We start from the raw sequence: 24,942 nt of genomic DNA, 5'->3' as shown, positions 1-24,942 counted from the left end.
CAATATGGAAACCCAAAAGTTGCAGATTCAAAACGACCACGTACTCATCCGTCTCTTCGCCCTCGACGGCGCCAACGGCGCAGGCGAATACCTCTGCATGTTCACCCTCGAACCCACCGAAGCTCCTTTCGGCGAGCAGCTGGGCTGGCTGCTCAAGGCCTACGACGAGCTGCTCGCGAGCCGGTTCCACGGCCAAGTGCCCGGCCTGGCCGAGGCGCGGCCCGTGTTCAAGCGGTTCTACCTGAGCGACGCCGCCAACCAGGCCGACGCGTTCTGGGCCGCAGTGGGGCAGGACGACTGCGCCGTCTCCACCGTGCAGCAGCCTCCTCTCTGCGGCGGCAAGGTGGGCATGTGGGCCTGGCTCATGACAGGCGTGCAGACCGCACGGGTCGACGATCACCTGTTCCGCGCCTCGCACGGCGGCTACGACGAGCTGTGGTCCACACAAAATACGGCAAATGGCGACACGTCTTACGTGCAAACGGCCGCCCTTTTCGGCGCATACGCCGAGCGATTGCGGCGCAATGGTTGCACGTTGGCGGCCAATTGCGTGCGCACCTGGCTCTACGTGAACGACATTGACAACCACTACGACGGCGTGGTGAGGGCCCGCAACGACGTGTTCGACCGCGAGGGGCTCACCGACCAGACCCACTACATCGCCTCGACGGGCATCTGCGGGCGCGACGCCGACCCCCGCACGCTCTGCAAGATGAACGCCCTGGCCATCGGCGGCATACGTCCCGAACAGGTGCACTACCTCTACGCACTGGACCATCTGAACCGCACAAGCGAGTACGGCGTGCGCTTCGAGCGCGGCACCTGCGTGGACTTCGACGGCCGCCGGCGCGTCTTCATCTCAGGCACGGCCAGCATAGACAACCGCGGCAACATCGTCCACGTGGGCGACATACGCGGCCAGGTGGAGCGCATGTGGGAGAACATCGAGGCCCTGCTGGCCGAGGCCGGCTGCACATTCGACGACGTGGCCGAGATGACCGTCTACCTGCGCGACGTGGCCGACTATCCCGTGGTGGCCTCCCTCATGGCCGGCCGCTTCCCCCACACGCCCTACATCATCGTCAACGCCCCCGTGTGCCGGCCCGGATGGCTCATCGAGACCGAGTGCATCGCCATGAAACCCCTCTCCGAGGCCGACGCCCCGGCACATGCCTGACCCCAAACCCCACCCCTCATGACACCACATCCCTACATCGACATCCAGCTGGGCACGCTGCCCTGCACGGAGGGCGTGACCGAGAGCCACGCCCTGCTCTCCATCGCCCCGGCGGGCTTCACCCTGACCTACGAGGAGCAGCTCAAGGCCCTCATGGAGGCTTTCGACACGCTGCGCCGCGAGCTCGGCGCACAACCCGTGTTCAAACGCTACTTCATGAGCGACGCCGCCAACCAGTTTCCCGGCCTCATGAACTATGAGCTCGAGAGTCCCGACTATGCCGTCTCGGCCGTGCAGCAGCCGCCCGCCGGCGGAGGCAAGCTGGCGCTGTGGGCCTGGCTCATGACCGGCGTGCAGACACGCGCCTGCCCCGGCGGGCTCTTCGAGGCCGCACACGGCAGCTACCGCCACCTCTGGAGCGGCGGCAACAGCATCGACGCACAGGGCTCTGAGGCGCAGACCAAGCTGCTGCTCAACGACTACGTGATGCAGCTGCTCGGCGAGGGCTGCACGCTCGAGGCCAATTGCCTGCGCACCTGGTTCTTCATCAACGACATCGACAACAACTATCCCGGCGTGGTGGGCGCGCGCAACGACGTGTTCCGCACCCAGAACATGAGCGACCGCACCCACTTCATCGCCTCGACCGGCATCGGCGGACGGCAGAACAACCCCAAGGTGCTGGTGCAACTCGACAACTACGCCGTGGCGGGGCTGCAGCGCGGACAGCTGCGCTATCTCTATGCGCCGGCCCACCTGAGCCGCACGAGCCGCTACGGCGTGAGCTTCGAGCGGGGCGTACAGGTGGACTACGGCGACCGCCGCCACGTCTTCGTCTCGGGCACGGCCAGCGCCAGCCCGCAGGGCGAAATCATGCACGCGGGCGACGTGGCCGCCCAGTGCCGCCGCGTGTGGGACAACATCGGGGCGTTGCTGGCCGAGGGAGGCACCGGATGGGCCGACGTGAAGATGCTCATCTGCTACCTGCGCGACCGCGCCGACGCGCCGCTCGTGGGCCGCATGCTGGCCGAACGCTTCGGCCCGTCGCTGCCCCGCCTCGTGGTGCAGGCCGGCGTGTGCCGTCCTGGCTGGCTCGTCGAGATGGAGTGCATCGCCGCCCGGCCCCTGCACACGGCCTTTGCCCCGCTCTAAGGCGACGCTACACCTTATTATATTAGGGGGCCTCACGGATGATACGAGGCCTCCTCACAATGATGTCACTGTCCCCTTACGGATTGCACGAAGGCACCCCGCGGGGTCGGCGGCCTCGCCCGAACCTCTCGACACGCCGCCACCAGCCGCCCAACGCACAGTCCCCGGCCGTCCGACCCTCTCCTATTGGCCTGACGGAGAGGCCGTTGCGCCCCCTGCAACCTCAAACTTCAACGCCCTGTGGTCTACGCGATAGGCCACAGGGCGTTGGCGTTGTGCCCCCGGTGCCGTATCTTTGCATCGTCGAACAGAGAAAGGATGCATCACTCAGACACTGTGAAGACACAAACACACAACTCATGTTTAACCTTAAAGCAAAGAAAGGAACCGAATTATGGCAATCCGTTATCGAAAAGTACAGAACAAGTTGAACAACAGTCCCACCTTCGGCAAGTGGTATGCCAGGGCCGTGGTGCTCGATACCATCGACACGAAGAGGCTGGCCGAGGAGATCTCGCACTCCACCACCGTGACCTATGCCGACGTAATGGCCGTGCTCTGGGAGGTGTCTGTGGCCATGAAGACCCATCTGCTCAACTCGCAGCGCGTGGTGCTCGACGGCATCGGGGCGTTCAAGGTGGGCATCAGCTCCAAGCCCTCCGACACCGCCGCCGACTGCGACGGCACGAAGATCACCAACTTCCGCATTCTCTACAAGCCCGAGTCCACGTTCAACGCCACGGGCGTGAATGCGAAAGGCCACCGCACCGGCGTCTACATCAAGAACCTGCTGGAGGGCGTGACCGCCAAGGAGACGCCCAAGAACACGGTGAAAGACGCCAAGCCGCAGCCCGGAGGCAAGACCGAGAACGGCGGCAAGACCGAGGGACAGGGCTAAGCCCGCGGGGGAGGGGCCGGGCCATGCGGGCCGGTAGCGGCGTCACAACGATGGCGCGACGGCGGGCGGGGCCCGCCAGGACGCACGGCACGCGGCGCGGCTCCGCCGCCCCCTCCCCCTCTCCTCCCCCATGCTTCACTTCAATCTAACTCTGAAAAACACACGACATGAAAAACAAGGAAACCTGGAGAATGATTCTCCAAATCGCCGTCAGCATCCTGACGGCCGTCGCCACCACGCTGGGCATCACCTCGTGCAGGTAGCACAAACGAAAAATCCCGGGGCCATGGCCCCGGGATTGCTGTGTGGTGACGGTTGCGGCAGCGGCTCATCCCGCCCCGTCCGCCCTGTCGTCGCTTGTGGCGCGGCGGCAAGTGGAGAGCCGCCTGATGTCGCGGTCGAGCTGTCTGATGCTGTCGAGACGCTCGAGCCGACGCTGCTGTTGCATGTAAGCCTCGTACTCTTGGGTGGCTTTCCGGACGGCCAACTGATGGGATATTTTGCCCGCATGTTCCAGAATGTTCTTCTCGTTCATGGTGAGGATGAGCCGCAGCTTCTGCACCCAGTCGCGCATATACATGGGTTTCTCGGCCAGGGCCTGCGCCTCGGCATAGGCAAGAAACTGCTCTACGATGAGTTTCAGCCCGCCGATTTCCTTTTCATGCAGATAGTTTTTCCCCACCAGGGCGTCGGCTTTCGTCACCTTTCCCTCGCGTTCGGTCGAGGTGAGGCCCATCATGGGCAGGGAGGCATTGGCACGATAGTACACCAGCTCGGCCGCCGTCTTGCCGCTGACGGCCCACAAGAGCTTGTTCTGCACTTCCTTGTAGAAAGCCAACGTCAGTTCGTCGGAGGGGTTGTAGTCGATGCTGGTGGCGTAGATGTCCTTGATTTGCTGGTAGAACACTTTTTCGGAGAGGCGTATCTCGCGTATCCTGTCCAGCAACTCCTTGAAATAATTGTAGGCCGAACCGCTCTTGAACCGCTCGTCGTTCAGCGCAAAGCCCTTGACGAGATACTCGCGCAGACGCTGTGTTGCCCAGATGCGGAACTGGGTGCCCTGCAGCGACTTCACCCGATAGCCTACGGAAATAATCACGTCGAGGCTGTAGTACTTCACTGGCTTGTCTGAATTTGCAATGTGCAAAAAATGCACATTGCCCTCTTCTTCAAGCTCGCCCTCCTCAAAGGCATGACGGATATGCTTGGTGATGACACTACGGTCACGCCCAAAAAGTGTACACATTTGTGCTTGAGAGAGCCATACCGACTCGTTCTCAAAGTGTACATCTATCTTGATTAATCCATCTTGAGACTGGTATATGATGATGTCGCTATTGCCTTTCTGCTCCATTTTTCTTTTGTTTGAAATATTGATTGCCGCACCCCGCCCGGCATTTCATGTCCGGACGGGGTGCGGGCGGCAGGTGCGCATGCCTCTGGTGGAGTGGCAATCAGTACAGGCTCACGCCGTAGTCGAAGAAGTAGTCGCTGTCTTTCAGTAGCGGATGGTTCGTGTCCTTGGGCGAGAGCAGGGCCTTGTCGGCCGGGATGCGCCAGTCGATGCCCAGGGCGGGATCGTTCCAGGCAATGGCGCCCTCGCTCTCGGGGCAGTACAGATTGTCGCACTTGTACTGGAAAACGGCCGTGGGACTGAGCACGCTGAAGCCGTGGGCGAAGCCGCGGGGAATGAAGAACTGCCGCTGGTTCTCGGCCGTGAGCTCCACGGCCACGTGGCGGCCGAAGGTGGGCGAGCCCTTGCGCAGGTCGACGGCCACGTCGAGCACGGCTCCCTCGACCACGCGCACGAGCTTGCTCTGGGCGTGCTCGCCTTTCTGGAAGTGGAGGCCGCGCAGCACGCCGTAGGACGACTTGGACTGGTTGTCCTGGACGAAGCGCACGGGGCGCACCTGCTCGTTGAAGGCTTTCTCGTTCCAACTCTCAAAGAAATAACCGCGGTCGTCGCGGAAAATGCGCGGCTCGATGATGACCACGCCCTCGATTTCTGTTTTGATGACGTTCATTTGTATGCTGAATAAATAGTGACAAGATGTGGAAGGAACCCGTAGAGGGGTGTTATTTCACGATGCCTTTCTCCAAATACTCCTCCAGATTGACGCGCACGCGGGCGGCGGCATCGTCGCCGGCCACCTTTTTCATGTCGTGGTCGACCATGAGCTTGACCAGCTCCTCAAAGGTGGTGGCGTTGGGATTCCAGCCCAGCCGGGCCTTGGCCTTGGTGGGGTCGCCCCAGAGGTTCACCACGTCGGTGGGCCGGTAGAAGTCGGGCGACACCTCGACGAGCACCTTGCCCGTGGCGCGGTCGATGCCTTTCTCGTCGGCTCCCTCGCCCTGCCACTCCAGCTCGATGCCCACATGGCGGAAAGCCAGCGTGGCAAACTCGCGCACGCTGTGCTGCTGACCGGTGGCGATGACGAAGTCCTCGGGCTTGTCGTTCTGCAGGATGAGCCACATGCACTCCACGTAATCGCGGGCGTAGCCCCAGTCGCGCAGGCTGCTCAGGTTGCCCAGATAGAGCTTGTCCTGCTTGCCCTGCTTGATGCGGGCGGCGGCGAGCGTAATCTTGCGGGTGACGAAGGTCTCGCCGCGACGCTCGCTCTCGTGGTTGAAGAGGATGCCGTTGCAGGCAAACATGCCGTAGGCGTCGCGGTATTCTTTCATAATCCAGAAGCCGTAAAGCTTGGCCACGGCGTAGGGACTGTAAGGGTGGAAGGGCGTGTTCTCGTTCTGCGGCACCTCCTCCACCTTGCCATAGAGCTCGGATGTGGAGGCCTGGTAGATGCGGCAAGTGGAGGCCAGCCCGCACGTGCGCACGGCCTCGAGGATGCGGAGCACGCCCACGGCATCCACGTCGGCCGTATATTCGGGCGAGTCGAAGCTCACCTGCACGTGGCTCTGGGCGGCCAGGTTGTAGATTTCCGTGGGCCGCACCTTGCCCACCACGCCCACGATGGACATGGAGTCGCCGAGGTCGGCATAGTGGAGGTGGAAGTGGGGCTGGCCCTCAAGGTGGGCAATGCGCTCACGATAGTCCACGGACGAACGGCGAATAATGCCGTGCACCTCGTATCCCTTACTCAGCAGCAGCTCGCTGAGATAGCTGCCGTCCTGTCCTGTAACGCCCGTAATGAGGGCAATGTTCTTTTGTTCTGCCATATTTCTCTTATTTTTCTTTTCTCTATTTCTATAATGATTGCTTGTCAAGACGATGCAGTCTCACAGATTCCACAGATTTTTCCCACATCTTCTAATATATAAAAGCCATGTGACACCGCGCAACAATCTGTGGAATCCGAGGAATCTGTGAGAATAACATCCCATTTGTAAGAGCCCCACAACACCGCGCAGCTATCTGTGAAATCCGTGGAATCTGTGAGAAAAACGCCTCGTTCGTGGGAGCCGCACGCCGTCAGTCTGCGAGCGACTGGCGGTACCAGGCGTAGAGCCGGGCCACGCCCTCCTCGATTTCCACCTTGTGCGTCCAGCCGAGCCGGTGGAGCTTGGACACGTCGATGAGCTTGCGCGGCGTGCCGTTGGGCTTGGACGCATCCCAAACGATGTCTCCCCCGAAGCCCACGGTGCGCTTCACGAGCTGCGCCAGCGAGCCGATGGTGAGCTCCTTGCCCGTTCCCACGTTGATGTGGCAGTTGCGTATCTCGCCGAGCGAGGGGATGGCCCCGCCGCGTCCCTCGGAATTGTTGCGGTCGACGGCACCGTCGGTCCGTGCCCCATAGAACACCGAGGAGTACTTCTCAACGCCTATAATGTCGGCAAAGTCCACGTTGAGCAGCACGTGCACCGAGGCATCGGCCATGTCCTCGCTCCAGAGAAACTCGCGCAGCGGGCTGCCGTCGCCCCAGAGTGTCACCCGATTGTCCTCGATGCCATAGAAAGCCAGTGCCCTGCGTATGCGCTCCTCGGGGTTGCTGCCGTCCACGTTGCCCTCGCCGATGAGGGCGCGCAGCGCGTCGGTGGGGTTGATGGGGCGACGGTTCATGTCGGTGCGGATGGACTGCCAGTCGCCCTCATGGATGAGCTTGGCCAGATAGATTTTGCGCATCATGGCGGGCATGACGTGCGAGTTTTCCAGGTGGAAGTTGTCGGCCGGCCCGTAGAGGTTGGTGGGCATCACGGCCATGTAGTTGGTGCCATACTGCAAATTGTAGCTCTCGCACATCTTGAGCCCGGCAATTTTGGCAATGGCATACTCCTCGTTGGTGTATTCGAGTGGCGAGGTGAGCAGGGCATCCTCGCGCATGGGCTGGGGCGCATCCTTAGGATAGATGCACGTGGAGCCGAGGAAGAGCAGCTTCTTCACGCCGTGCAGATAGGCCTGCTCGATGACGTTGCACTGCATCTTCATGTTCTGCATGATGAAGTCGGCACGGTAGAGCGAGTTGGCCATGATGCCCCCTACGAAGGCAGCGGCCAGCACCACGGCTTCGGGCCGCTCGGAATCGAAGAACTGCGTCACGGCCCGCTGGTCCGTCAAGTCCAGTTCGCGGTGGCTTCGCCCCACCAGATTCCGATACCCCCTCTGCTCGAGGTTCTTCCAAATGGCCGATCCCACGAGTCCACGGTGGCCGGCAACGTAAATCTTGCTATCCTTGCTTAAAGACATGATGATATAAATATATGATAATCTATTTTAAACGACGCTCTCCCGGCAGCCTGGACGGGCTGTGCCGCCACCGCCATGCCGCATGCCAAAGCCGGAATACAGGCTCGGACAAGGCCTCGACAGGGAAATAACGCACAAGGCGCACGTCGCGAATGAGACGGCCAAGATTGCGTCCCACCACGCCGTTGCCCAGACGGCGCACATGGTATTTGCCGAAATTGCCACCCCTCAACACCTCGTCCAGCACAAGCCGACCCCGCCGGGCATCGGGCTCCACCAAGGCATATCGCGAGTCCATGCCGAACTCTTCGGTCAGAATCCACATCACCGCCCCGGCAATGCCGCCGAGCCCCAGGCGGGCGAACAACCCTTTCCATTCGGCTTTCGAGCCGTGGACCAGATCCTCGCTGGCCGTCAGCAGGTAATAATAATCCAGCAACTGCCGCAGCCCGATGCCCTCCTTAAACAGATGTTGGAAGATGTGACTCAGCTGGAACACGGCGTTGAACCTGGCCGTGGGCACGGCCACCCGACCGCCACCCAGCTCCACCTCATGGGCGAACTGGGCGTCGGCATGCACAAAAAAGAACTCCTGCAGCCGCTGGTTGTGCCGGAAATTGAACATGAAGTGCGGCCGATAATGTATCTCCACCTCCGTGCCCTGATACGCCGGACACTCGATATGATGATAGATGGCCTTTGCAGCAGGCATGAAGCGCCTGATGTAGGAAATGATACGGCGGGTGTCCTGCCTCACGGCCGCCTCCCTTTCTGCGGCCGTGCTACCGCCGGCGGGCGCAGCCGTGCGCAGCCACAGATCGATGTCGCCCGGCGTGCGGAGCCTGCCGTCCGGGTACATCAAGGCATTGCCCTGCCCTTTCAGCAGACAGCACTCGAAGCCCGACTTCCTGAAATTGCGCACGACGGCCGCCACATGACCGTCTATGCGCTCGTTGGTGCGGCTGATGACGAGGCCCTCGCTGCACCAGTCCATCATGACCTCGGCCATCGTTCCGTCATCGCCTTCCACCTCCAGCCGCTTGACTCCCTCCAGCATCACCGCCGTCAGCGACTGCCGTCCGGCCATGTCGAACACCTCCCTCACCCTGTCCGGCGTGAGGGCGGCGGACACTGCATCGGCCGTTCCGATGCAGTAGCGCAGCAACTGGAGGAACAATGGGCAGGAGGAGGACGGGGCTTTCATCCGATTTTAGATTTCAATCCTACAGGTTCAGGCAGAAGACCATAGGCAAACGGGATCCGGCTGTTCCCGAAGACTACAACTGACTGTCACGAAGCATCCACTTGAAATACGCTTCGTGCTGATCCACCAAGTAGTCCCAGGAATACTCCTGACGGATGATTTCAAGATTGGATGCGATGTATTTCTCTTTCTTCTCCCCGGCGATGTCCTCTATATGATTGAGCAATCCTGCAACATCCTCTGCAGATTTATAGTATTCTGCATTGTCACCCAATACGGCTTTGTTGAAGATATTGTCGTGTGCAAGGATGAAACAGTCGGACGCCATCGCCTCCAACAACGAGGGATTGGTTCCTCCTACGCTGTGTCCGTGGAAGTAGGCGAAAGAGAAATGACGTATGCTGTTCAGCTTGTCAAAGTCATAAATGCCCCCGACGAACCTGATGTTCTTGTCATTTCCATAGGTTTTCACGAGCTCCTGCCCATGCTTCGTAGTCGTCTTTCCCACAATGACAAGGGGCTTCTTTCCATATTCCGTCGATTGCTTGTAGCCCTCTATTGCCATGAGCATATTGTTTTCCGGCTCCATTCTGGCAACAAGCAGGTAATATTCGTTCGGTGTCAGGCCCAGACTTTCCAAATGCCGGACATCGTAATTGTCGTATATGTTGGCACCATAAGCGAGAAATTTGCTCTCTTTGCCGTACACCTCTTTATAATAGTCGCGGATGCCCATGTTGTCGGCAATGAGATAATGGCTGTGCTTTACTGCCTCACGCTCTTCCCAATGCACGAATTTCTGCACCCATTTGTTGAATTTGGAACGCTTGAACTCCAGTCCGTCCATATTCGTGGTAAAGAGCGGACGCTTGATATTCTTCACATTAAACCAGATGTAAGCAGGGATAATGCTCGTGTATCCGGCCTCATAGATGATGTCGAACTGCTCTTTCTTGAGTGCATCCCTCAGACAGGCAAAGTCGTAGAAGAAACTTCCTATCGAGCCTCCCATCCATTTCTCAGGCGAATAGATGTGCTTGATGTGGACTCCCTTGTACGCTTTCTCCTGGTAGGGATGGTAATGCGGGGAATAAACCGTAATGTCGTGCCCGCGCTTGGCCAGTCCCACAGATATATATTCGGCAAATTGCTCAAAGCCGCCGTAGTTGTTGGGGATGCCCCGTGTGCTTACAAATGCTATCTTCATGTTCTAAATGCTATGCTATAAAGGGTTTTCGCTTAAGATTCCGTTACGCTCTGGCCGTGAATCTCCACGATTCTGAAATGAATTTTCCGGGCATTTACAGGGGGGAGCTTCATGTAGTCGCCATACAAATGCGACAAATACTTGTCGTATTCCTTGATGCCTCTTAGCTTGATGTCCTCAAAATCGTAGAACGTATCCCGGCCATACCAGGAAGTTGGAATCATCTCCACGGTTCTGTATGCCCCCATAATGTTGCCGGAAATCTCGGAAGTCCACATGTCATGCTTCCGCAGAATGCGGTCTATCTTCTCTTTTTGGTGGTAGGCATTGAACATTTTGTCGGTTGGCAATGCCGTTATCAGCTTCAGGAAAAGCCTTTCGGCAAATCCTCTTTTCCGCTCTTTGTCAATGCCTTTCTTGTAGTGCAAGGCCATCATGGCCCTGTGAGCCATCACCCTGAAGTAATACAGCTTCCTCAGCAGACCGTTGTCGGGCGAACCGTCCAACGGGAAAATGTCGATGGAGACATGGGTGTACTTGCCCTCCGCCTCGTATCTGTTTTCCATCACCTTGGTTTCGGTGTCCTGTATTCTTGTGATATAGTAATGGTAGTCGCGGTCTGTCTTGTAATTGATGAGCCGCAACTCCTTGCTGAGCAAGGAGGGAGCAATCTCCAGAAACCGCTCGTAGTCCTCCCTGGGCATGCCCAGGTCGATGTCGTCGTCCCAGGGAATAAAGCCCTTGTGCCGGATGGCGCCGAGCATGGTGCCGCCCAAGGCATAATAAACCAGGCCGTTCTCATTGCATATATTGATCACTTTCTTGACGATATTCAGGTCGGCCTGATGGAGTCTTTCTATGTTTGTCATCCTATTTTATTCTTTTTGATGCAACCTTGTAGTCGTAGCTGTGCAGCCCCTCCTTGCGGAAATCATGGTGATACCGCTCCAAAACCTCATGAAATACCTCGTCGTACTGCGGGATGAAAAGGTCATCCTTGGCCTCCATGTGCAACAATATGTCCCGTGCGAGCGGTGCCGTCACCGCCAAGTCGGTCTTGCCCTGGCTGAAACTCGTGCCCTTGATGGAGCCCGGACTTACGTTCAGTATCCGGTTGGGGCTTCCACCTTTCTCGAGTTCCACGTTCACACTCTCTATAAATATCTTGAGCGCGGCCTTCGTGGCGCCGTAAAGGGAGAAGAAAGGAGAAGACATGAACCCGGCAATGCTGACCATAACGCCACAGAAGAAATCGTTGTCCGACTTTAATTTGTGGTAAAAGTGCTTGATGATTCTGATGACGGGGATGGTGTTCACCTGGAAATATGTGGCTATCATACGCTCGTCTATGTCCTCGAAGAGCGCCAGCCGGCCAAAGCCCGCCGTGATGATGAGCCCGTCTATGTCTTCGTAAGCATCCAGAATGCTGTAGTCTTCGGCCGTTAAATCAAACTGCCTGCTCTCTATTTTAGGGGATGCGAAAGCCTTGTCGAGCGGTGCCTTGTCGATGATATACACCTTTTCGGTTTCGTCTCTTTCGGCAAGGAGGCAGGCCATCGACAGGCCAATGCCATTTGCTCCTCCCACGATCAATATTCTTTTCATCACAATTCTATGAAGTTTTTCCTTTCTGTAAACTGTTCCATAATCTCTGCCATGGCTATGCTTTCCCTGCGTCTGAGCCTTGCCGTACTGAAGCGATGGTTGACGATGCAGGAGATAAACTCCTGTATCTCGTATCTCAACCCCTCGCCATCCCATGTGTAGAAGTACTTCTTGTTCTGGTTCTGGTCTTCGTAGCGGAGTTCATAGTAATCTGTTTTCCACCATGGTGCGGGAACATAGGCATAGCCCTTGGTGCCTGATATGACGAGATTGCCCTCGGTTTTCACGCCCAGTCCCAGCTTGAAAGAGGCCACGGCGTTCTTGTATCTCATGACTCCCTTCGTGTAAACATCGACTTGGTTGCGCATGCGGGAGTAGAGGTTCAGGTTCTCGTATTCCGTTCCCAACAGCCGGATGATGGGAAGCAGCGGATAAGACCCCATCTCGTAGAACGAGCCGCCGGCCTGCCGTGGGTCCAGCTCCCGGAGCGAGGGGTCGCCCCACACCTTGGATTCGGAAGCGTCTATATCCACCACCTCGCCTATCAGTCCCGACTTGATCATCGTGATGAGATGGTTGAAGGCCGGGCAGTGGGCCGTCTTGTTGGCCTCCATGAGTATGACGCCGTTGTCCTCGGCCAGTTTGTAGAGCTCGCGGGCCTGCCCTCCCTGCAGCACCAGCGGCGTTTCGCAAAGCACGTGCCGGTGCTGGCCGATGGCATATTTGGCCTGTTGATAGTGCAAAAGATGGGGTGTGGCGATGTAGACGGCATCGACACGGGCAACCAGTTGCTCGAACGAACTGCATACGTCTTCTATCCGATGGGCGGCGGCCAGACGGGTGGCGGCATCGCGATCGGTGTCGTAGACACTGGAGATTTTCACCTGACTGACGTAGTTTGCCTCCGGGGGGAACCTGCGGGCGATGCGTCCGCAGCCGACAATGCCGATGCGGATGTCGGCGTCCTGCTCCTCGCGCAGCATGGTAGAAGAGATTCCTTCCGTCCGCGGGAGATAGACGACGTCGCAGAATTCACGGAGATAATCGAAGTGTCCCTCCCAGTCTGACCCGACCGTAAAGATGTCGATGTCGTATTTCTGGACGTCGTCTATCTTCTGTCCGACGTAGTCCTCGATGATGATTTTGTCGGCCAGACCGGTCTGCCTGACGGCTTCCACGCGTTCGAGCACATTGTTCTTGACGTTGAGCTTGCCGCGCTCCCGGTCGAAATTGTCGTTCGTAACGCCCACAATCAGGTAGTCGCCAAGGGCCTTGGCCCGCTTCAGCAGGTTGATGTGCCCTTGGTGAAGCAGATCGTAGGTGCCGTATGTAATTACTCTTTTCATCGTATAGTCAGTTTTCATGATAGCCCTTGTTCGCCCTCAGCCTTGACGATATGGGCATAGAAAGTATCTTCCTGCCGTTCCTTCACCGGGTCGAGCTTGTAGCTGAGCTTGTGGAAGCACGTCTGGCGTTTCCAATCTTCCCAGAGGCTCGGCCGGTAGGCGTCAAAGAAATGCAGGAGCAATATGTGCGGTGTTTCGTTCGTATATGGCGGGATTTGCCGGGCCTCGTCGGCATGGAACTTGCAGGCGAGGGTGAAGAAATGATGCAGCAGGAAATAGTTGAGCAGCCGGTCGTTGCGCTGCCAGTAGGCATAGAGCAGCGTGCGGGTGGCGCGGAGTATGCTGTTGCCGGGCCGGGCCCACATGCACCAGCTCGACATCTGCGTGGCGTGCCCGTTTGAACCGGGCTTCTGCGTCTGGTAGACAAAGAGCTCGGAGTCGAGAATGCTTGGGGGAATGGCCCCTCCCGTACAGAGCACCGTGGCGTCCAGCCACAGCCCTCCATGGTTGATGAGCAACTCTATGCGCAGCAAGTCGGAGAAATGGGTCAGCGTGATGGCGCCCGACTCCAGCTTCTCGAGGATGCGGGGAGGGAAAGAAACGTAGTCCTTGTAATTGTCTTTCGTGATGAGCACCACCTCCCATTCGCCGAGGTATTGGCATACAGACCTGTAACACTGCCTCACCAACCGGGGTGCTCCGTCCATGCCTTGCCACCAGAATATCCATACTTTCCGGCTGCCGCACTGCACAGGCGGGGTACAGTCGTCGGCTGCAAACAGGTATTTTGCATAGTGCTTTTCCAGGTATCGGTAGGTGGAGAGCGATGCTGCCTCGCGAAACAGTTCCAGCCCCTTGTCTGAAAGCCCCGTTGCCAGCAACTGCAAGGGGGCCTTGAACAGGAAGCCGGTGGTGAGGTATTCCCGGAGAAGACTCGCCCCTCCGAAGCGTTTGTACAGATTGAAGATGTGTCCCATGGCGTCAGTGTTCGTAAAAATGTTTGTCTCCGGGCCTATGGCCGATGCTGGCAGCGGGCATAAAACTTCTGGAATACCTGCTTGGGCGTCTTCCCCGTAAAGCATACGGAGAGCGTGTTTCGGTCTTTCCATGCCAGCATGCGGTATCGTTCGGGGTCGGCCTTGCCCCTCGACCGTGCCGTGTGGTAAACGTATTGCCCCACGAGATAGGGCACGTGCAACAGCGTATGGAGCCAATAGCCCCAGCGCGAGCCGCCGCCGCAAAACAGCATCGTGCCTACAAACCCTGCGGGCCCGGTGGCTGTCTGCACGGGGCTCAGGCTGCGGCCGGTCATCCCCTCGTAGTGCACGATCTCGGCATCTGCGTCCACCCAGCACTCGTATCCCCGCCGGCGCAGGGTGTAGCTCACGGCAATGTCTTCCGGGGTGAAGAAGTATTGCTCGTCGAACCACCCTATTTCCCTGAACACACTGGTCTTGATGAGGAAATAAGCACCGATGATGTCGTGGCTCTTGAATATGCCATGGACGGGATTGCGCCTGTTTATCCTCCGCTCGTTCCACAGTCCGAAAGCTCCCAGCGTATAAGTCAGGGGCGTGTGTGCCGCCCTGCCGCAATACTGTATCCGGCCATTGCCCAGGATGCCCTTGGGGCTCACCACGGCTACCTGTGGGGGCAACGCCTCGATGGTCTCCACCAGTTTGTCCACGCAGGGCATCTTCAGCTCCGTGTCGTCGTTAATGACCAGGCAGTATTTGCCGGCAGCCCGCCGCAGGGCCAGGTTGTTGTTCTCGGAGAAGCCCCTCGTCTCGTTGCTCTCAATGATGGTCGGCCAAGGATAGGCGGCCCTGATTTTTTCGAGGTTTTCCCGACTGAACAGGTAGGCCACAACGAGGCATTCGTAGCTGACCGACGTATATTTCCGTATGCTGTCAAGGCAGCGACAGAGGTTTTCGGGATTGTTCATGCAGACAATCACTATCGAAACCGTGGGCGAGAGTGTGCTTTGATCGTTCATGTGTGTGGTGCGGTGTAGCAGAAAAAGGCGCAAACGCGTGGCGAAACCGCCGTTATGGCGATGCGAACAAGCCGTATTCGCAATGCGTGTACGGCTCGAACGCCGGGCGAAAAAGCCGTATCGGCAGCGGCATCAGGCCGCCGTGGGAATGCGCGGGCCATAGGCCGGCACTCCGTCGGGCGCGAGCCTATCTCAGAAACGACAGGGCAGGGATTCGCTTTCCAATGGCAGGGAAGGCTATGTTCTTGACCAGAAAGCTGAACGCGACGGCCAGCGATATGCCCAGCAGACAGTAGGTCCAGTAGAGCAGCTGCGGGTTTTCTATCATTCTTTCCAGGTGCGCTTTCTCAAGCAGTCGGAACATCATCATGTGACACAGGTATATTTCCATGGACAGAGCGCTCAGGAATGTCATGATTCGGTTGTCCAGCAACTTCGTTTTCAACATGCGGAATCCCCCGGTCATGGCATAGAGTATCCAGAAAATGAAGATTATCAGGATGAAAAGAATGTTCTCTCCGAATATCTTGGGGGCGACATGGATTTGCAGTGCCGTGCAAACCACCGCCGCCAGCAGGTAGGCAAACCTAAGCTTGGCGTTGCCAAGCGGCTTTCGATAAATGTAAAGCAAGCCGCCGCTGATAAAGAATGGGAAGCTGAACACGATGTTGTGCCGGTAGTTTATGATTTCCGAGGGAAGCACAAACTGCTCCGTAAGGAAATAGTTGACGACCAGCAGGTGCATCGCCAAGGCCACGCCCCACGCAAACCATGCCCGCCGACGGTCTTTCAGGATATAGACAAACCAAGGGAACAGCATGTAGAACACGAAGACTACGCCGACAAACCATCCCACGCCAATGACATGTATGTCTGGATTGGGAAGGAAATTGAAAGCCAGTGTCAGGTCTGCAAAGCCTTGATAGAGCTCCTCACGGGTGGGATTCATCAGCAAATCTATCAGCACAAGCAGGGCGAAAAACGGAAATATCCGGCTGTATCGCTTGTTGTAGAAGCGCTCGGCGTCGAACGACGAACGGCCGGCCTCAACATCAAACTTATGGTAATATCCGCAGCACATGGAGAAAGCGCTGAGGATAAAAAACATAAAGACAAACATTGTAAAGAACGGAATTGCCCGCTCGTACAGAATGCCGCTGTGCCGCAAGGCCGCCGCGGTGGCGTCGTTCATATTGACAAGGTAGTGCATCATGGCGATGCCGAATGCGCCTATGGCGCGCAAACCGTTGAAACTGTTGTATCTTTCCATGAAGTTGTGGGGAATGTGATGGCACGGCCGAGGGCCGCGGGTCAATAAAGTATGCCGTCGAACAGCCAGCTGTGATAGGGAACGACGATGAGTCCCTCTGCCGAAAAAGCCGTCTGCACCAGCAGCTGCGTGGTCACCTTATACATAAAGTAGGCGAAGATAGGGACCGAAAAGCCTATCTGCACTTTCAGTTTCTGGCCGTGGAGGGCGTTGGGAATGACGATAATAACAAGAATGGTGAGATAGAGTATCAGTCGGCTCCACATCAGATTGTTGTAGAACAGGTTGTTGGCCAACACTCCCCAGAGGAACAACTGATTGTACCACAGCTTCAGCTTGTCGTTCGTTTCAAGATAAAGCAGCATGAAAGCAATTGCCATGAACGGGAGCAGATTCATGTTCAGCCAGCCCTTGCCCTCGATAAACCCGAAACTGAGGCTTCTGTAATTCTCATAGTGGCCGAAATTGACGGCATTGGAGGCAATGTCAAGTATCTGGTTGACAAACGTAATGTTGAGGGCGCTCAGTACGTAGGAGGAGGCCAAGACTATGAGCCAGAAGCTCTTTTTGAAAGGCTTGAAGTAAGCGACAAGGATGAACGGCAAGGAAAACAATACCGACTTGTGGGTAAGGACGGCTACCATATACAGTGCTCCGGCCAGGATATACTTGCGCTTTTTTCTGGCCGTATTGGAAAAAAAGAGGTAGCTGGAGACGAAGTAGAAGCTCATGGCAGTGCACTGCCGCATCATGCTCATGTAGAGAAACAGGGTGATGCTGGCCGTTCCCGCCATGAGAAACAGGAGGAGGGCATACAGCTTGTTCAGGCTCGTCTTCGTGATAAGATAGAACAAGCCGTAGCAAGAAATCAGGGAATCGGCAAAGATAAAGAACTTATCGTCGGTGGAAAGGTCGCGGAGAAATCTCCCGATAAACTCAAATGCCGGGTCGGTGGCTGCGCCCTGGTAATGGAAATTGGGGCTTCTGAAGAAGTAAACATAGGATATGGTGTCGGTCCCTACAAGGGCATCCCTGGTGCCTATGAACAAGAACACAAGCAGTGCATAGAGCCAAAAGACCCTGTTTTCGATTTTCTGCCTTGGAGATATGCCGCCCGGCCCCGTCGCTCTGACGTATCTATGCAGGTAGAACTGTATGACAATGAAAGAGAGAATAAAAAAGGAATACAGAAGTATATAGGGTCTGAAGATGTCCATTCTATGAAAATTATGCCATTATTCTTCGGTTAGGGTGCGGTAAAAGCGTGTCAGGCCGTCTGTTCCGAAATGATTTCGCGGTATATACCGACGAGTGTACGGACGATGTGCTCCGGGTTGTGGCGATCGTGGGAGAGCCTGTACTCGTTCTCGCTCAGCTCCTGCATCCTTGCCTTGTCTCCGTACAGGTCCATGATTTTGAAGGCAAGGGTGTAGCTTTCGTTATAGGGATAGAGGATGCCCGTGGTGCCGTCTTCCACCAACTGGGGGATTCCGCCGACGTTGGCGGCTATGACGGGTGTGCCTATAAGCTGCGCTTCGCAGAGCGTGTTGGGCGAATTGTCTATGATGGCAGGGTGGATGTACAGGTCGGCATCCGCCAGTTCTTCTGCTATCCGCTCGGCACCGACGCGCCCTATCAGGTTGACGTTCACGTCTTGGTGGGATATGCCGGTTCGTTGCTCGTAGGCACGGAGGTCGTTCTCGGTGGATGTCAGCCGCCACTCAAAGTCGGCGTGCAGGAGTTCTGTCAGTATTCGGGCCGTCTTGAGGATGATTTCGTTGCCTTTCAAGGTGCTGCCGCTTCCTATGGTGACGAGTCGCAGCTGTTTGTGGTCGTGGAGCACCCATCGCCGGGCGGCGTCGTAGATCTGCGGACGGATGGCTTCGGCACAGTGGAAATACCTGCTTCCCGGAGAGAAATACCTGACGATGCTGCGGTCCCACTCGGTCCGCCCCATGAAATATCTGTTGGCCTTCATCTCCTCCCGCTCCATCGTGCAGCGTATTTGAGCCTTGCGTTTGCGGAAAAAGGCATAGCGGAAGATGCTGAACGGATTGTAATGCTTCTCGTGATAGATGTCTGCCTTGTGGGTGACCATGCCGGCCATGTCGGTGTATATGTTCTGAAAACCCATGATATGGACCACCATCGGCGTGCTGATTTCCTGCGCCAGAAGGCTGTAATGCCAAAGCTCCGTGCCAAAACAATGGATGATGTCGGGGCGGAAGTCTGCAATGGCTTCTTTGTAGTGCCGCTTCAGCATCTCGTATTCTTTTCTCGGAGACTGCGTCGCCTTCAGCCTGTCTGTCAGCGTCTGCCTGATATTTGCGGGATAATAGGTGAATCCGTCCTTGACGGTCTTGCCGTCTGCACGCGTATATTCAAAGCACAAGGCTGTCTCCATATCCCCTCCATAACGCTGCACGGCCCTTTGAAGAGCCTCCACCCAGGTGCCGTAGGGGGTCGGTGCGTAAAGTCCCGGTGAGGGAGTGAACCATAAAACTTTCATGATTGACCGTCTTTTACGTGTGTAATCTTGTATCTTCGAGGATTGCGAATCGATGGGCAGGCCTCATAATGGGGAAGAATAGTAATTATCCTTAAACCAAGATGGGTTGACGATTTCTTGCCCATTTCGCGCCAGAATCTCCATGACACGGGAATAAACACCGTCCAGGGTCTCCTCAAAATAAATGTTCTTTCCAAACTCTTCTCGTGGAAACCACTTGACTCCGCTGGAAAGCTTGTGGTCGCCGGAGGAGATAACGACGACCGGGGTATTGACTATTTGCGAGAAAATAGTGCCGTGATAGCGGTCGGTGACAACCACTTGGTACTGTGCCAAACGCCTGAGCATCTTGCGGATGAGCTTTTCGCGCTGCGTTTCCCAGGCACTTATCGGTGCCTCGATGGTCGTGTCGCACTGAAATGTCCTGATTTTGTCGAACCTTTCTTTCAAGGCTCGCAGCTGCTCGTCCGAGTAAAACTTCTCGCCATCGTTGCGGGTGCAGAAGCAAATGCCCCGCCGTGGCAGATGATAATGGAAATCTTTGTTGCCGATTAACGACGTCACCACGTCAGGCATGAGCCTTAACTTGACTTTTGGGAATAGTTGTTGTGCCTTTGCATAAGAAACATCGTCACGGCAAATCAAAGTCAAGGAGGGGTGATTATTGAAACATTGGGCAACGACATGCTGGAACCAGTCGGCCAAAAGATTGACCGTCTGGGGCAGAATGGTCACCGGATGGTCATAAAAAGCATTGACCACGTCTTGAATGAACGGGAGTTCGGGATGAGGATCATAGAGCAGATAACCGCTGTGGACAAACACCAGGTCGTCTTTCTTTATCTTTTTCTTGATCTCGAAAAGCGTGGACAGCCGGCGATACCGCGTCGGAACGCAGATGATGCGATGGTTAGGATACCACTCTTTAAAAAGTCGAAGCCAGCAGAACAACTGTGCCTGATCGCCCAAATTGCTATGCGTCGGTGCACAAAAAAGGTAGAGTGTTCTGGCGGCCGGGTTTCGTTTTATCTCGCCTTGCAGTTTGTCGGCCTGCCTGTTACAGTAAATATCAGTAAAGATATTGCCTATTTTTCTTTTTATCTTTGCTAATGCGCCCATTGTCTAAAGTTTGATTTTGCATTTAATACCGTCCTTACGGACAATCACCGCCGGATTTCCCACTACGGTACAGTTGTCGGGTATGCTTTTATATACACAGCAATTGGGCCCGATCCGCACATTGTGCCCAATCGTTATCTCCCCAAAGATCCTTGCTCCGGCACAAGCATAGAAGTTGTCGCCTATTTGTGGAGAGCCGCCTTTCTTCTTGTTTTTGCCGATAACAACGTTTGGTTGGAAGGTGGCGTTCCTGCCAATCCGTGCTTCGCCATTGATGATGATCGTCCCCCAATGGAAGAGAGTTACCCCCTTGCCAAGGACATTGGGCGGAATCTGGAAGCCAGATATTCGCCCAAGTCTCCTCAAACGCCACAAGGCATACAGTTTCAACAAGGGGTGGTGGCAGTTGATGGCATATTCTGCCATCCGAAGACAGCGAAGATACTGCCGCTGCAGGTACTGGTCGCAAATGGGATCGGCGAAAGCCTGCCCGCGTAAACCTCGACCGACAAAATTCGATTGATCGGCCTTTACATACGCTTTGTAGTCTTCCCAGGAGCGAATCATTGCTTGATTAGGTTTTTAACCAAAGCTGTTCCTGCCGGTCCCAACACTTTCTTCAGTATCGCTTTAGGCGTATGGGCAGGCTCGTTGCTGTTGCTTCCGATAAGCTCCTGAATGGCTTTCACCTCATCATCAGGGTTGGTGGTGACCTCAAAGACAACAGGTTGCTCGGACGGAGCGACAAAGATGAACTTCTTTTCCTCGAACTCTTTCTTGGTCGTGGCCGACAAATAAACGAATCCACAATCTTCGGCCCAACCCTTGGCCGTGCCGTTGTGTCCGCTGGCCGCCACAAACTGATCCAGTTTTACCTTGTCTTTCCACGGACGGGTCATCACCCTGAACTCCGCTCCCGTATGATTATTTATTAAAAGAATCCTCACGTTTTTCCTGATGTGGCGGATGCCGAGAGCGTTCATATCATAGAAGAAAGCCAAGTCGCCGGTAACCAAGAAACACAGTTCTTCTGTGTTCATACTCTCTCCAACCAGCATGGAAGTGCAGCCGTCTATTCCGAATGCCGCCACGTTGGCAAAGCCTTTCACAGAGGCTTTCAATGGGAAATAGTTCCAGCAACGGAGGCTATTAAGGATGGCGAAGTTGATATAACTGTTTTCTGGGATCAGGGAATGAAGCTGTTGGGCGACATAAAGATTGGACAAAGGAAGCTGTGTGTCGGTTACCAAGTTCTGTATCTCGGTTTCCCATTCCGTAAAATAATTGTTCTCCTCGACCTCGTCGACCGTTGCTGTCCGTTTGAAGAAGTCTGCATCGGGCGACACGAAGACCTTGGTCAGCCGGCCGTAGGTGTCCACCACGTCGCCTCCCCGGTCAACTCTCCACACCTCCGTCCGTTCGCCAAGTCCGCTCAAGGCGCCAAAGATGGAATAGTCGCCTGTCTGTCCGCCAACGGTAATGACAATATCAGGACAGAGGCGACTGTCGGCTATCCTGCGGGAAGACACCAGCAAATTGCCCTGGACTGTGTTCCTGCCATGGAAATTAGACAGATTGTTGGTGTATACCGCCGCATGATGTCTTTGGGTAAAGGCATCGATGGCTTCCATTTGGGCCTGCGTGAAAGGCCGGTGCTCGCCAATGACGACGAGAATCTTCTTTCCCTTGAGTTCCAACTCACTCCAGTCGTCCCAGTATTCGTAACGCTTGATGGTGCGAACGCTGGGCAGCTCTTTCTGGTCGAAGACGCTTTGCACACGGTCGTCTATCCTGATGTTCAGCTGTACCGGGCCTGGGGTGTGGTGTGTCAGCTCGAGCATGGCCTCCCTTGCCCGCTGCTGGCAGAGGACTCGCGTGTTTACATCTACGACCTGTGGCAAGTCATACGATTTCTTGACGGCGTCGCGCGGCAGTGAACATTGGTCGGGCGCCTGCATGTAGTCTTGGTACTCGTAGCGTTCGAGCTTGGATGTTGTGATGGCAAGAATAGGCACATGCTTGTAAAACGCCTCGGTAAGTCCGGGCAAATAGTTCCTCGTGGCCTGTGCGCTGGTGCACGATGTGGCCACTTTCTCCCCGGTCTGCAGGTGCAGTCCAATGGCAAAATACATGGCGCTCCGCTCATCCGGGACAGAATAGCAATGGAAGAAGTCGTCGTCTTGAACGGCTTGAACAATCGGTATATTCGTCCCGCCGGGGTTTAATACAATGTGGCGTATTTGATATTCCTTTAATAAAGCAATAACTATCCTGACGTTTTCGTGAGTTGAATACATTGTGTTGAATATTAGAATGAATAAGGTACGTCATCGTAGGAGAGGTTGCCCGCGCCTCCTGTCATATAAATCATGTCGCCCATGATTGCACGGCCATAGTCGCTGACAAGGATAACCGCCATGTTGGCAACTTCTTCCGGCATGATGTATCTCCCCAAGGGGATGCGCTCCAGGCCCAAGTCTGCCTTGTCACCGGCCGTCATCATAGGGGTCGCTGTCGGGCCAGGCGCAATTCCGTTGACCGTAATGCCGTCCTTGCCCAAAGCCTTTGCAAGTCCCAGCGTCAGGGAACGGATTCCCCATTTGCTCAGAATGTAGGCACTGTTTCCCGGACGAAGACACGAGGCAGAGCCTATATTGAGTATGTTTCCGCGGATATGATTGGCTTTCATATACCGTCCTACAAGCTGCGACAGGAAGAACGCACCTTTCAGATTGGTGTCCATGACGGCATCGTACTCCGCTTCCCGGGCTTCGGGCATGGGAGCTGCATTCACCCCTGCGTTGTTGACCAAGATGTCAACAGCAGGGATTCCCTCTGCCTCCAGCAATGACAATATCCTTTGAAACCCCTCTGCAAAAGAAGAAACGTCGGAATTGTCAAGTCTGAACGCTATGATTTTAGAGGAGGGAAAAGCCTGCTCCAGCTCCGTTTTCACCTTGCTCAGCTTGTCCTGATTCCGCCCGGTCATGACTATCGAGGCTCCGGCTTGCAGGAATGCCCGGGAAATGGACAAGCCGATGCCGCTCGTTCCGCCCGTGACAAGGGCGCATCTTTGCTCCAGCATCCTGCTCGGCGGGAGTTCAACGGTCTTGATTATCATTCTCGGGCGACGGTCAAGAAGCGTCTTGACAAGGTGCTTTATTGTTGTGTACATACGTGTTTTTTCAGGAGTTTTGCCATAACTAGCCCTTTCACTTTCCCTCTTTCAGACTTGGACATCCCCACCATATAAATGAAAATTACGGAACTGACGAGGGACGCAGCAACGGTAACCAACAGGTTCAGCCAGTATCCGGGGACTGCATACAGGCATGCCAAAGGCACGGGCAGCACAAGAACAGAAGTGTAAAGGATGGGAAAAATAGAGGAGTTCAGGTAATCTCGAACCGACAAACCTATCTTACTGCGCAGGTAAATGACCCTTGCGACGATGATAACGACATTGATAAGGATTCTCACCACCCACACAGACCATACCGCCATACCCAATTTCAGCACGACATATACCGCAGGAACCGTGAGGAAATTGATGGAAGAGACCAGTATCTGGTAGTTTCTGATATGTCCGGCGGCCTGAACCGACATGTAGAGCGGGGCCGTCAGTGCCTCAGACAGATAAAAAATCAGGATGAGCTGGCAGAAAATTCCCGTGTACTCCGGGACGTCGACCAGCCAAATATCCAGTATCTTGTCTGTCTCCAACAGGAGTGGAAGCGAGATGAACAGCATCAGGAAATAGGAGTATTTGGACGTCTTGTAGACCAGATTAAAAAACTCTCGGATCTGTCCCGCCGCATAATACTTCACAATCTGGGGATTGAACGCAGTCTGAAAATTAGTGAAGAACTGGACGACCTGGCCCGAAATCTGATTGGCTATGCCCAATGCCGCGTTCAGCGTAACGCCGTAGAAGATATTGACCACGATGTTGAGACCCTGCTGGGCGAGTATGTTTGCAGCATTTCCCATCAGGGACCAGCCGGAGAAACTGAACAAATCCTTGAACATTCCACGGTCCCACAGCAGGCGATAGCGCGCCGTTCGGAAACTCCGGACACAGTACACGCGATAGGCAACATTGTCTGCAACGTTGACCAACAGCAGCAGAAAGCCATACGCAATGAGCTTGTCGACGGGAGAAATATACAGCAGATAGACAATGCCGAGCTTCAGCACGACATCCAACAAGCTCAAATAGGCATAAAAATCCATCCGTTCATAGGCAATGAGCGTTGCATTGTACGGTATCCTCGTCAGGTTGAGCATGAACGTAAATACCGTAAACTGATAGATCCAGAACGCAGCGTCGGCCCGGGCCGGAGGAATATTGAGCTGTGTATTGACAAACCACAGGCCGACCGTCTCGGCCAGAACCAGGAATACAACCGACAGCATGGCATAGATGCTCATGCTGATACAGAACACCTTGTGGGTCTTCTCCTCGTCCTGCTTGCCCAAGTAGAAGTTAAGAAACCGCTGTGTCGCAGAAGTCAGCGCACCGTTTACAAAAGAAAACAGAACGACGATGCCCCCAATGATGTTGTAGATACCATAGTCGGACACCCCCAACACGTGCAGAACCACGCGCGAAGTGAAGAGCGACACAACAAGTATCAGCAACATCCGCACGTAGAGAAACATGGTGTTCTTGGCGATGCGCTTGTTGTTTGAAACCGTATGTTCCTGTGCCATGATTGTTTGTTCGTGGCCGATCGGCTATCGTATCAGCCCCATTTCTCTGGCCAGCCCTGCATTAATCACAGTGTTATTTCTTACCTATAAAGGGCTACCCGTTC

General features: G+C 55.6%; 23 protein-coding genes. 4 read left to right on the top strand and 19 right to left on the bottom strand.

What is annotated here, in order from left to right; all coding sequences use genetic code 11:
• Positions 1–4: 4 nt before the first annotated feature.
• The 4 genes from PREDE_RS10480 to PREDE_RS13935 all read left to right on the top strand — a co-directional run bounded on the left by PREDE_RS10480 (position 5) and on the right by PREDE_RS13935 (position 3,490).
• Positions 5–1,177 (top strand): Rid family hydrolase, encoded by a 1,173-nt coding sequence (locus PREDE_RS10480; protein ID WP_005847242.1) that lies wholly within the window; start codon positions 5–7, stop codon positions 1,175–1,177.
• An 18-nt stretch (positions 1,178–1,195) separates the two neighbouring features.
• Positions 1,196–2,329, top strand: coding sequence for a Rid family hydrolase (locus PREDE_RS10475; RefSeq protein ID WP_005847240.1), 1,134 nt, complete (start codon positions 1,196–1,198; stop codon positions 2,327–2,329).
• 394 nt (positions 2,330–2,723) lie between these two features.
• Entirely contained in the window at positions 2,724–3,227 is a 504-nt protein-coding gene (locus tag PREDE_RS10470; protein WP_005847238.1) for an HU family DNA-binding protein, read from the top strand.
• A 167-nt stretch (positions 3,228–3,394) separates the two neighbouring features.
• Positions 3,395–3,490, top strand: coding sequence for a smalltalk protein (locus PREDE_RS13935; protein ID WP_015310466.1), 96 nt, complete (start codon positions 3,395–3,397; stop codon positions 3,488–3,490).
• A gap of 65 nt (positions 3,491–3,555) precedes the next feature.
• Here PREDE_RS13935 and rhuM read toward each other — a convergent pair whose 3' ends face one another.
• The 19 genes from rhuM to PREDE_RS10375 all read right to left on the bottom strand — a co-directional run bounded on the left by rhuM (position 3,556) and on the right by PREDE_RS10375 (position 24,838).
• Positions 3,556–4,581, bottom strand: coding sequence for a RhuM family protein (gene rhuM, locus PREDE_RS10465; protein WP_005847236.1), 1,026 nt, complete (start codon positions 4,579–4,581; stop codon positions 3,556–3,558).
• Positions 4,582–4,681: 100 nt separating this feature from the next.
• Positions 4,682–5,251, bottom strand: a complete 570-nt coding sequence (gene rfbC / locus PREDE_RS10460; protein ID WP_005847234.1) for a dTDP-4-dehydrorhamnose 3,5-epimerase — start codon at positions 5,249–5,251, stop codon at positions 4,682–4,684.
• A 52-nt stretch (positions 5,252–5,303) separates the two neighbouring features.
• Complete coding sequence (gene gmd / locus PREDE_RS10455; protein ID WP_015310465.1) at positions 5,304–6,404, bottom strand: GDP-mannose 4,6-dehydratase; 1,101 nt, start codon at positions 6,402–6,404, stop codon at positions 5,304–5,306.
• A gap of 253 nt (positions 6,405–6,657) precedes the next feature.
• Positions 6,658–7,869, bottom strand: coding sequence for a GDP-L-fucose synthase family protein (locus tag PREDE_RS10450; protein WP_005847230.1), 1,212 nt, complete (start codon positions 7,867–7,869; stop codon positions 6,658–6,660).
• A gap of 22 nt (positions 7,870–7,891) precedes the next feature.
• Entirely contained in the window at positions 7,892–9,073 is a 1,182-nt protein-coding gene (locus tag PREDE_RS10445; protein WP_005847228.1) for a nucleotidyltransferase family protein, read from the bottom strand.
• A gap of 73 nt (positions 9,074–9,146) precedes the next feature.
• Entirely contained in the window at positions 9,147–10,280 is a 1,134-nt protein-coding gene (locus PREDE_RS10440) for a DUF1972 domain-containing protein (RefSeq protein WP_005847226.1), read from the bottom strand.
• Positions 10,281–10,312: 32 nt separating this feature from the next.
• A complete protein-coding gene (locus PREDE_RS10435; protein ID WP_005847224.1) occupies positions 10,313–11,149 on the bottom strand; it encodes a LicD family protein in 837 nt (278 codons plus the stop codon).
• Position 11,150: 1 nt separating this feature from the next.
• Positions 11,151–11,885: an SDR family NAD(P)-dependent oxidoreductase gene (locus PREDE_RS10430; protein ID WP_005847222.1), complete on the bottom strand. Its 735-nt coding sequence runs from the start codon at positions 11,883–11,885 to the stop codon at positions 11,151–11,153.
• Positions 11,885–13,231: a Gfo/Idh/MocA family oxidoreductase gene (locus tag PREDE_RS10425; RefSeq protein ID WP_174264893.1), complete on the bottom strand. Its 1,347-nt coding sequence runs from the start codon at positions 13,229–13,231 to the stop codon at positions 11,885–11,887. Before PREDE_RS10425 ends, PREDE_RS10430 begins: the two co-directional genes overlap by 1 nt.
• A 14-nt stretch (positions 13,232–13,245) precedes the next feature.
• A complete protein-coding gene (locus PREDE_RS10420) occupies positions 13,246–14,208 on the bottom strand; it encodes a capsular polysaccharide synthesis protein (protein WP_005847218.1) in 963 nt (320 codons plus the stop codon).
• Positions 14,209–14,243: 35 nt separating this feature from the next.
• Positions 14,244–15,227 (bottom strand): glycosyltransferase, encoded by a 984-nt coding sequence (locus PREDE_RS10415; protein ID WP_005847215.1) that lies wholly within the window; start codon positions 15,225–15,227, stop codon positions 14,244–14,246.
• Between the two features lie 187 nt (positions 15,228–15,414).
• Positions 15,415–16,497 carry an acyltransferase family protein gene (locus tag PREDE_RS10410; RefSeq protein WP_005847213.1) on the bottom strand — a complete coding sequence of 361 codons (1,083 nt, stop codon included), beginning with the start codon at positions 16,495–16,497 and terminating at the stop codon, positions 15,415–15,417.
• Between the two features lie 41 nt (positions 16,498–16,538).
• The gene (locus tag PREDE_RS10405) at positions 16,539–17,714 is read right to left on the bottom strand and encodes an EpsG family protein (protein WP_005847211.1); all 1,176 of its coding nucleotides are present in this window, start codon (positions 17,712–17,714) and stop codon (positions 16,539–16,541) included.
• A gap of 50 nt (positions 17,715–17,764) precedes the next feature.
• Positions 17,765–19,006, bottom strand: a complete 1,242-nt coding sequence (locus tag PREDE_RS10400; protein ID WP_005847209.1) for a glycosyltransferase family 4 protein — start codon at positions 19,004–19,006, stop codon at positions 17,765–17,767.
• 63 nt (positions 19,007–19,069) lie between these two features.
• Positions 19,070–20,125, bottom strand: a complete 1,056-nt coding sequence (locus PREDE_RS10395) for a polysaccharide pyruvyl transferase family protein (protein ID WP_005847208.1) — start codon at positions 20,123–20,125, stop codon at positions 19,070–19,072.
• A gap of 3 nt (positions 20,126–20,128) precedes the next feature.
• Positions 20,129–20,692, bottom strand: coding sequence for a serine O-acetyltransferase (locus PREDE_RS10390; RefSeq protein ID WP_005847206.1), 564 nt, complete (start codon positions 20,690–20,692; stop codon positions 20,129–20,131).
• Entirely contained in the window at positions 20,689–22,422 is a 1,734-nt protein-coding gene (locus PREDE_RS10385; RefSeq protein ID WP_005847204.1) for a thiamine pyrophosphate-binding protein, read from the bottom strand. Before PREDE_RS10385 ends, PREDE_RS10390 begins: the two co-directional genes overlap by 4 nt.
• A gap of 11 nt (positions 22,423–22,433) precedes the next feature.
• Positions 22,434–23,300, bottom strand: a complete 867-nt coding sequence (locus PREDE_RS10380; protein ID WP_005847203.1) for an SDR family NAD(P)-dependent oxidoreductase — start codon at positions 23,298–23,300, stop codon at positions 22,434–22,436.
• Positions 23,285–24,838 (bottom strand): lipopolysaccharide biosynthesis protein, encoded by a 1,554-nt coding sequence (locus PREDE_RS10375; RefSeq protein WP_005847202.1) that lies wholly within the window; start codon positions 24,836–24,838, stop codon positions 23,285–23,287. The genes PREDE_RS10380 and PREDE_RS10375 overlap by 16 nt, the downstream gene beginning before the upstream one ends.
• Positions 24,839–24,942 lie beyond the last annotated feature (104 nt).

It is taken from the genome of Prevotella dentalis DSM 3688, from assembly GCF_000242335.1.
Classification (GTDB): domain Bacteria; phylum Bacteroidota; class Bacteroidia; order Bacteroidales; family Bacteroidaceae; genus Prevotella; species Prevotella seregens.
Note: the sequence above shows the minus strand (reverse complement) of the source record. Positions and strands in the feature narration are given on the sequence as shown.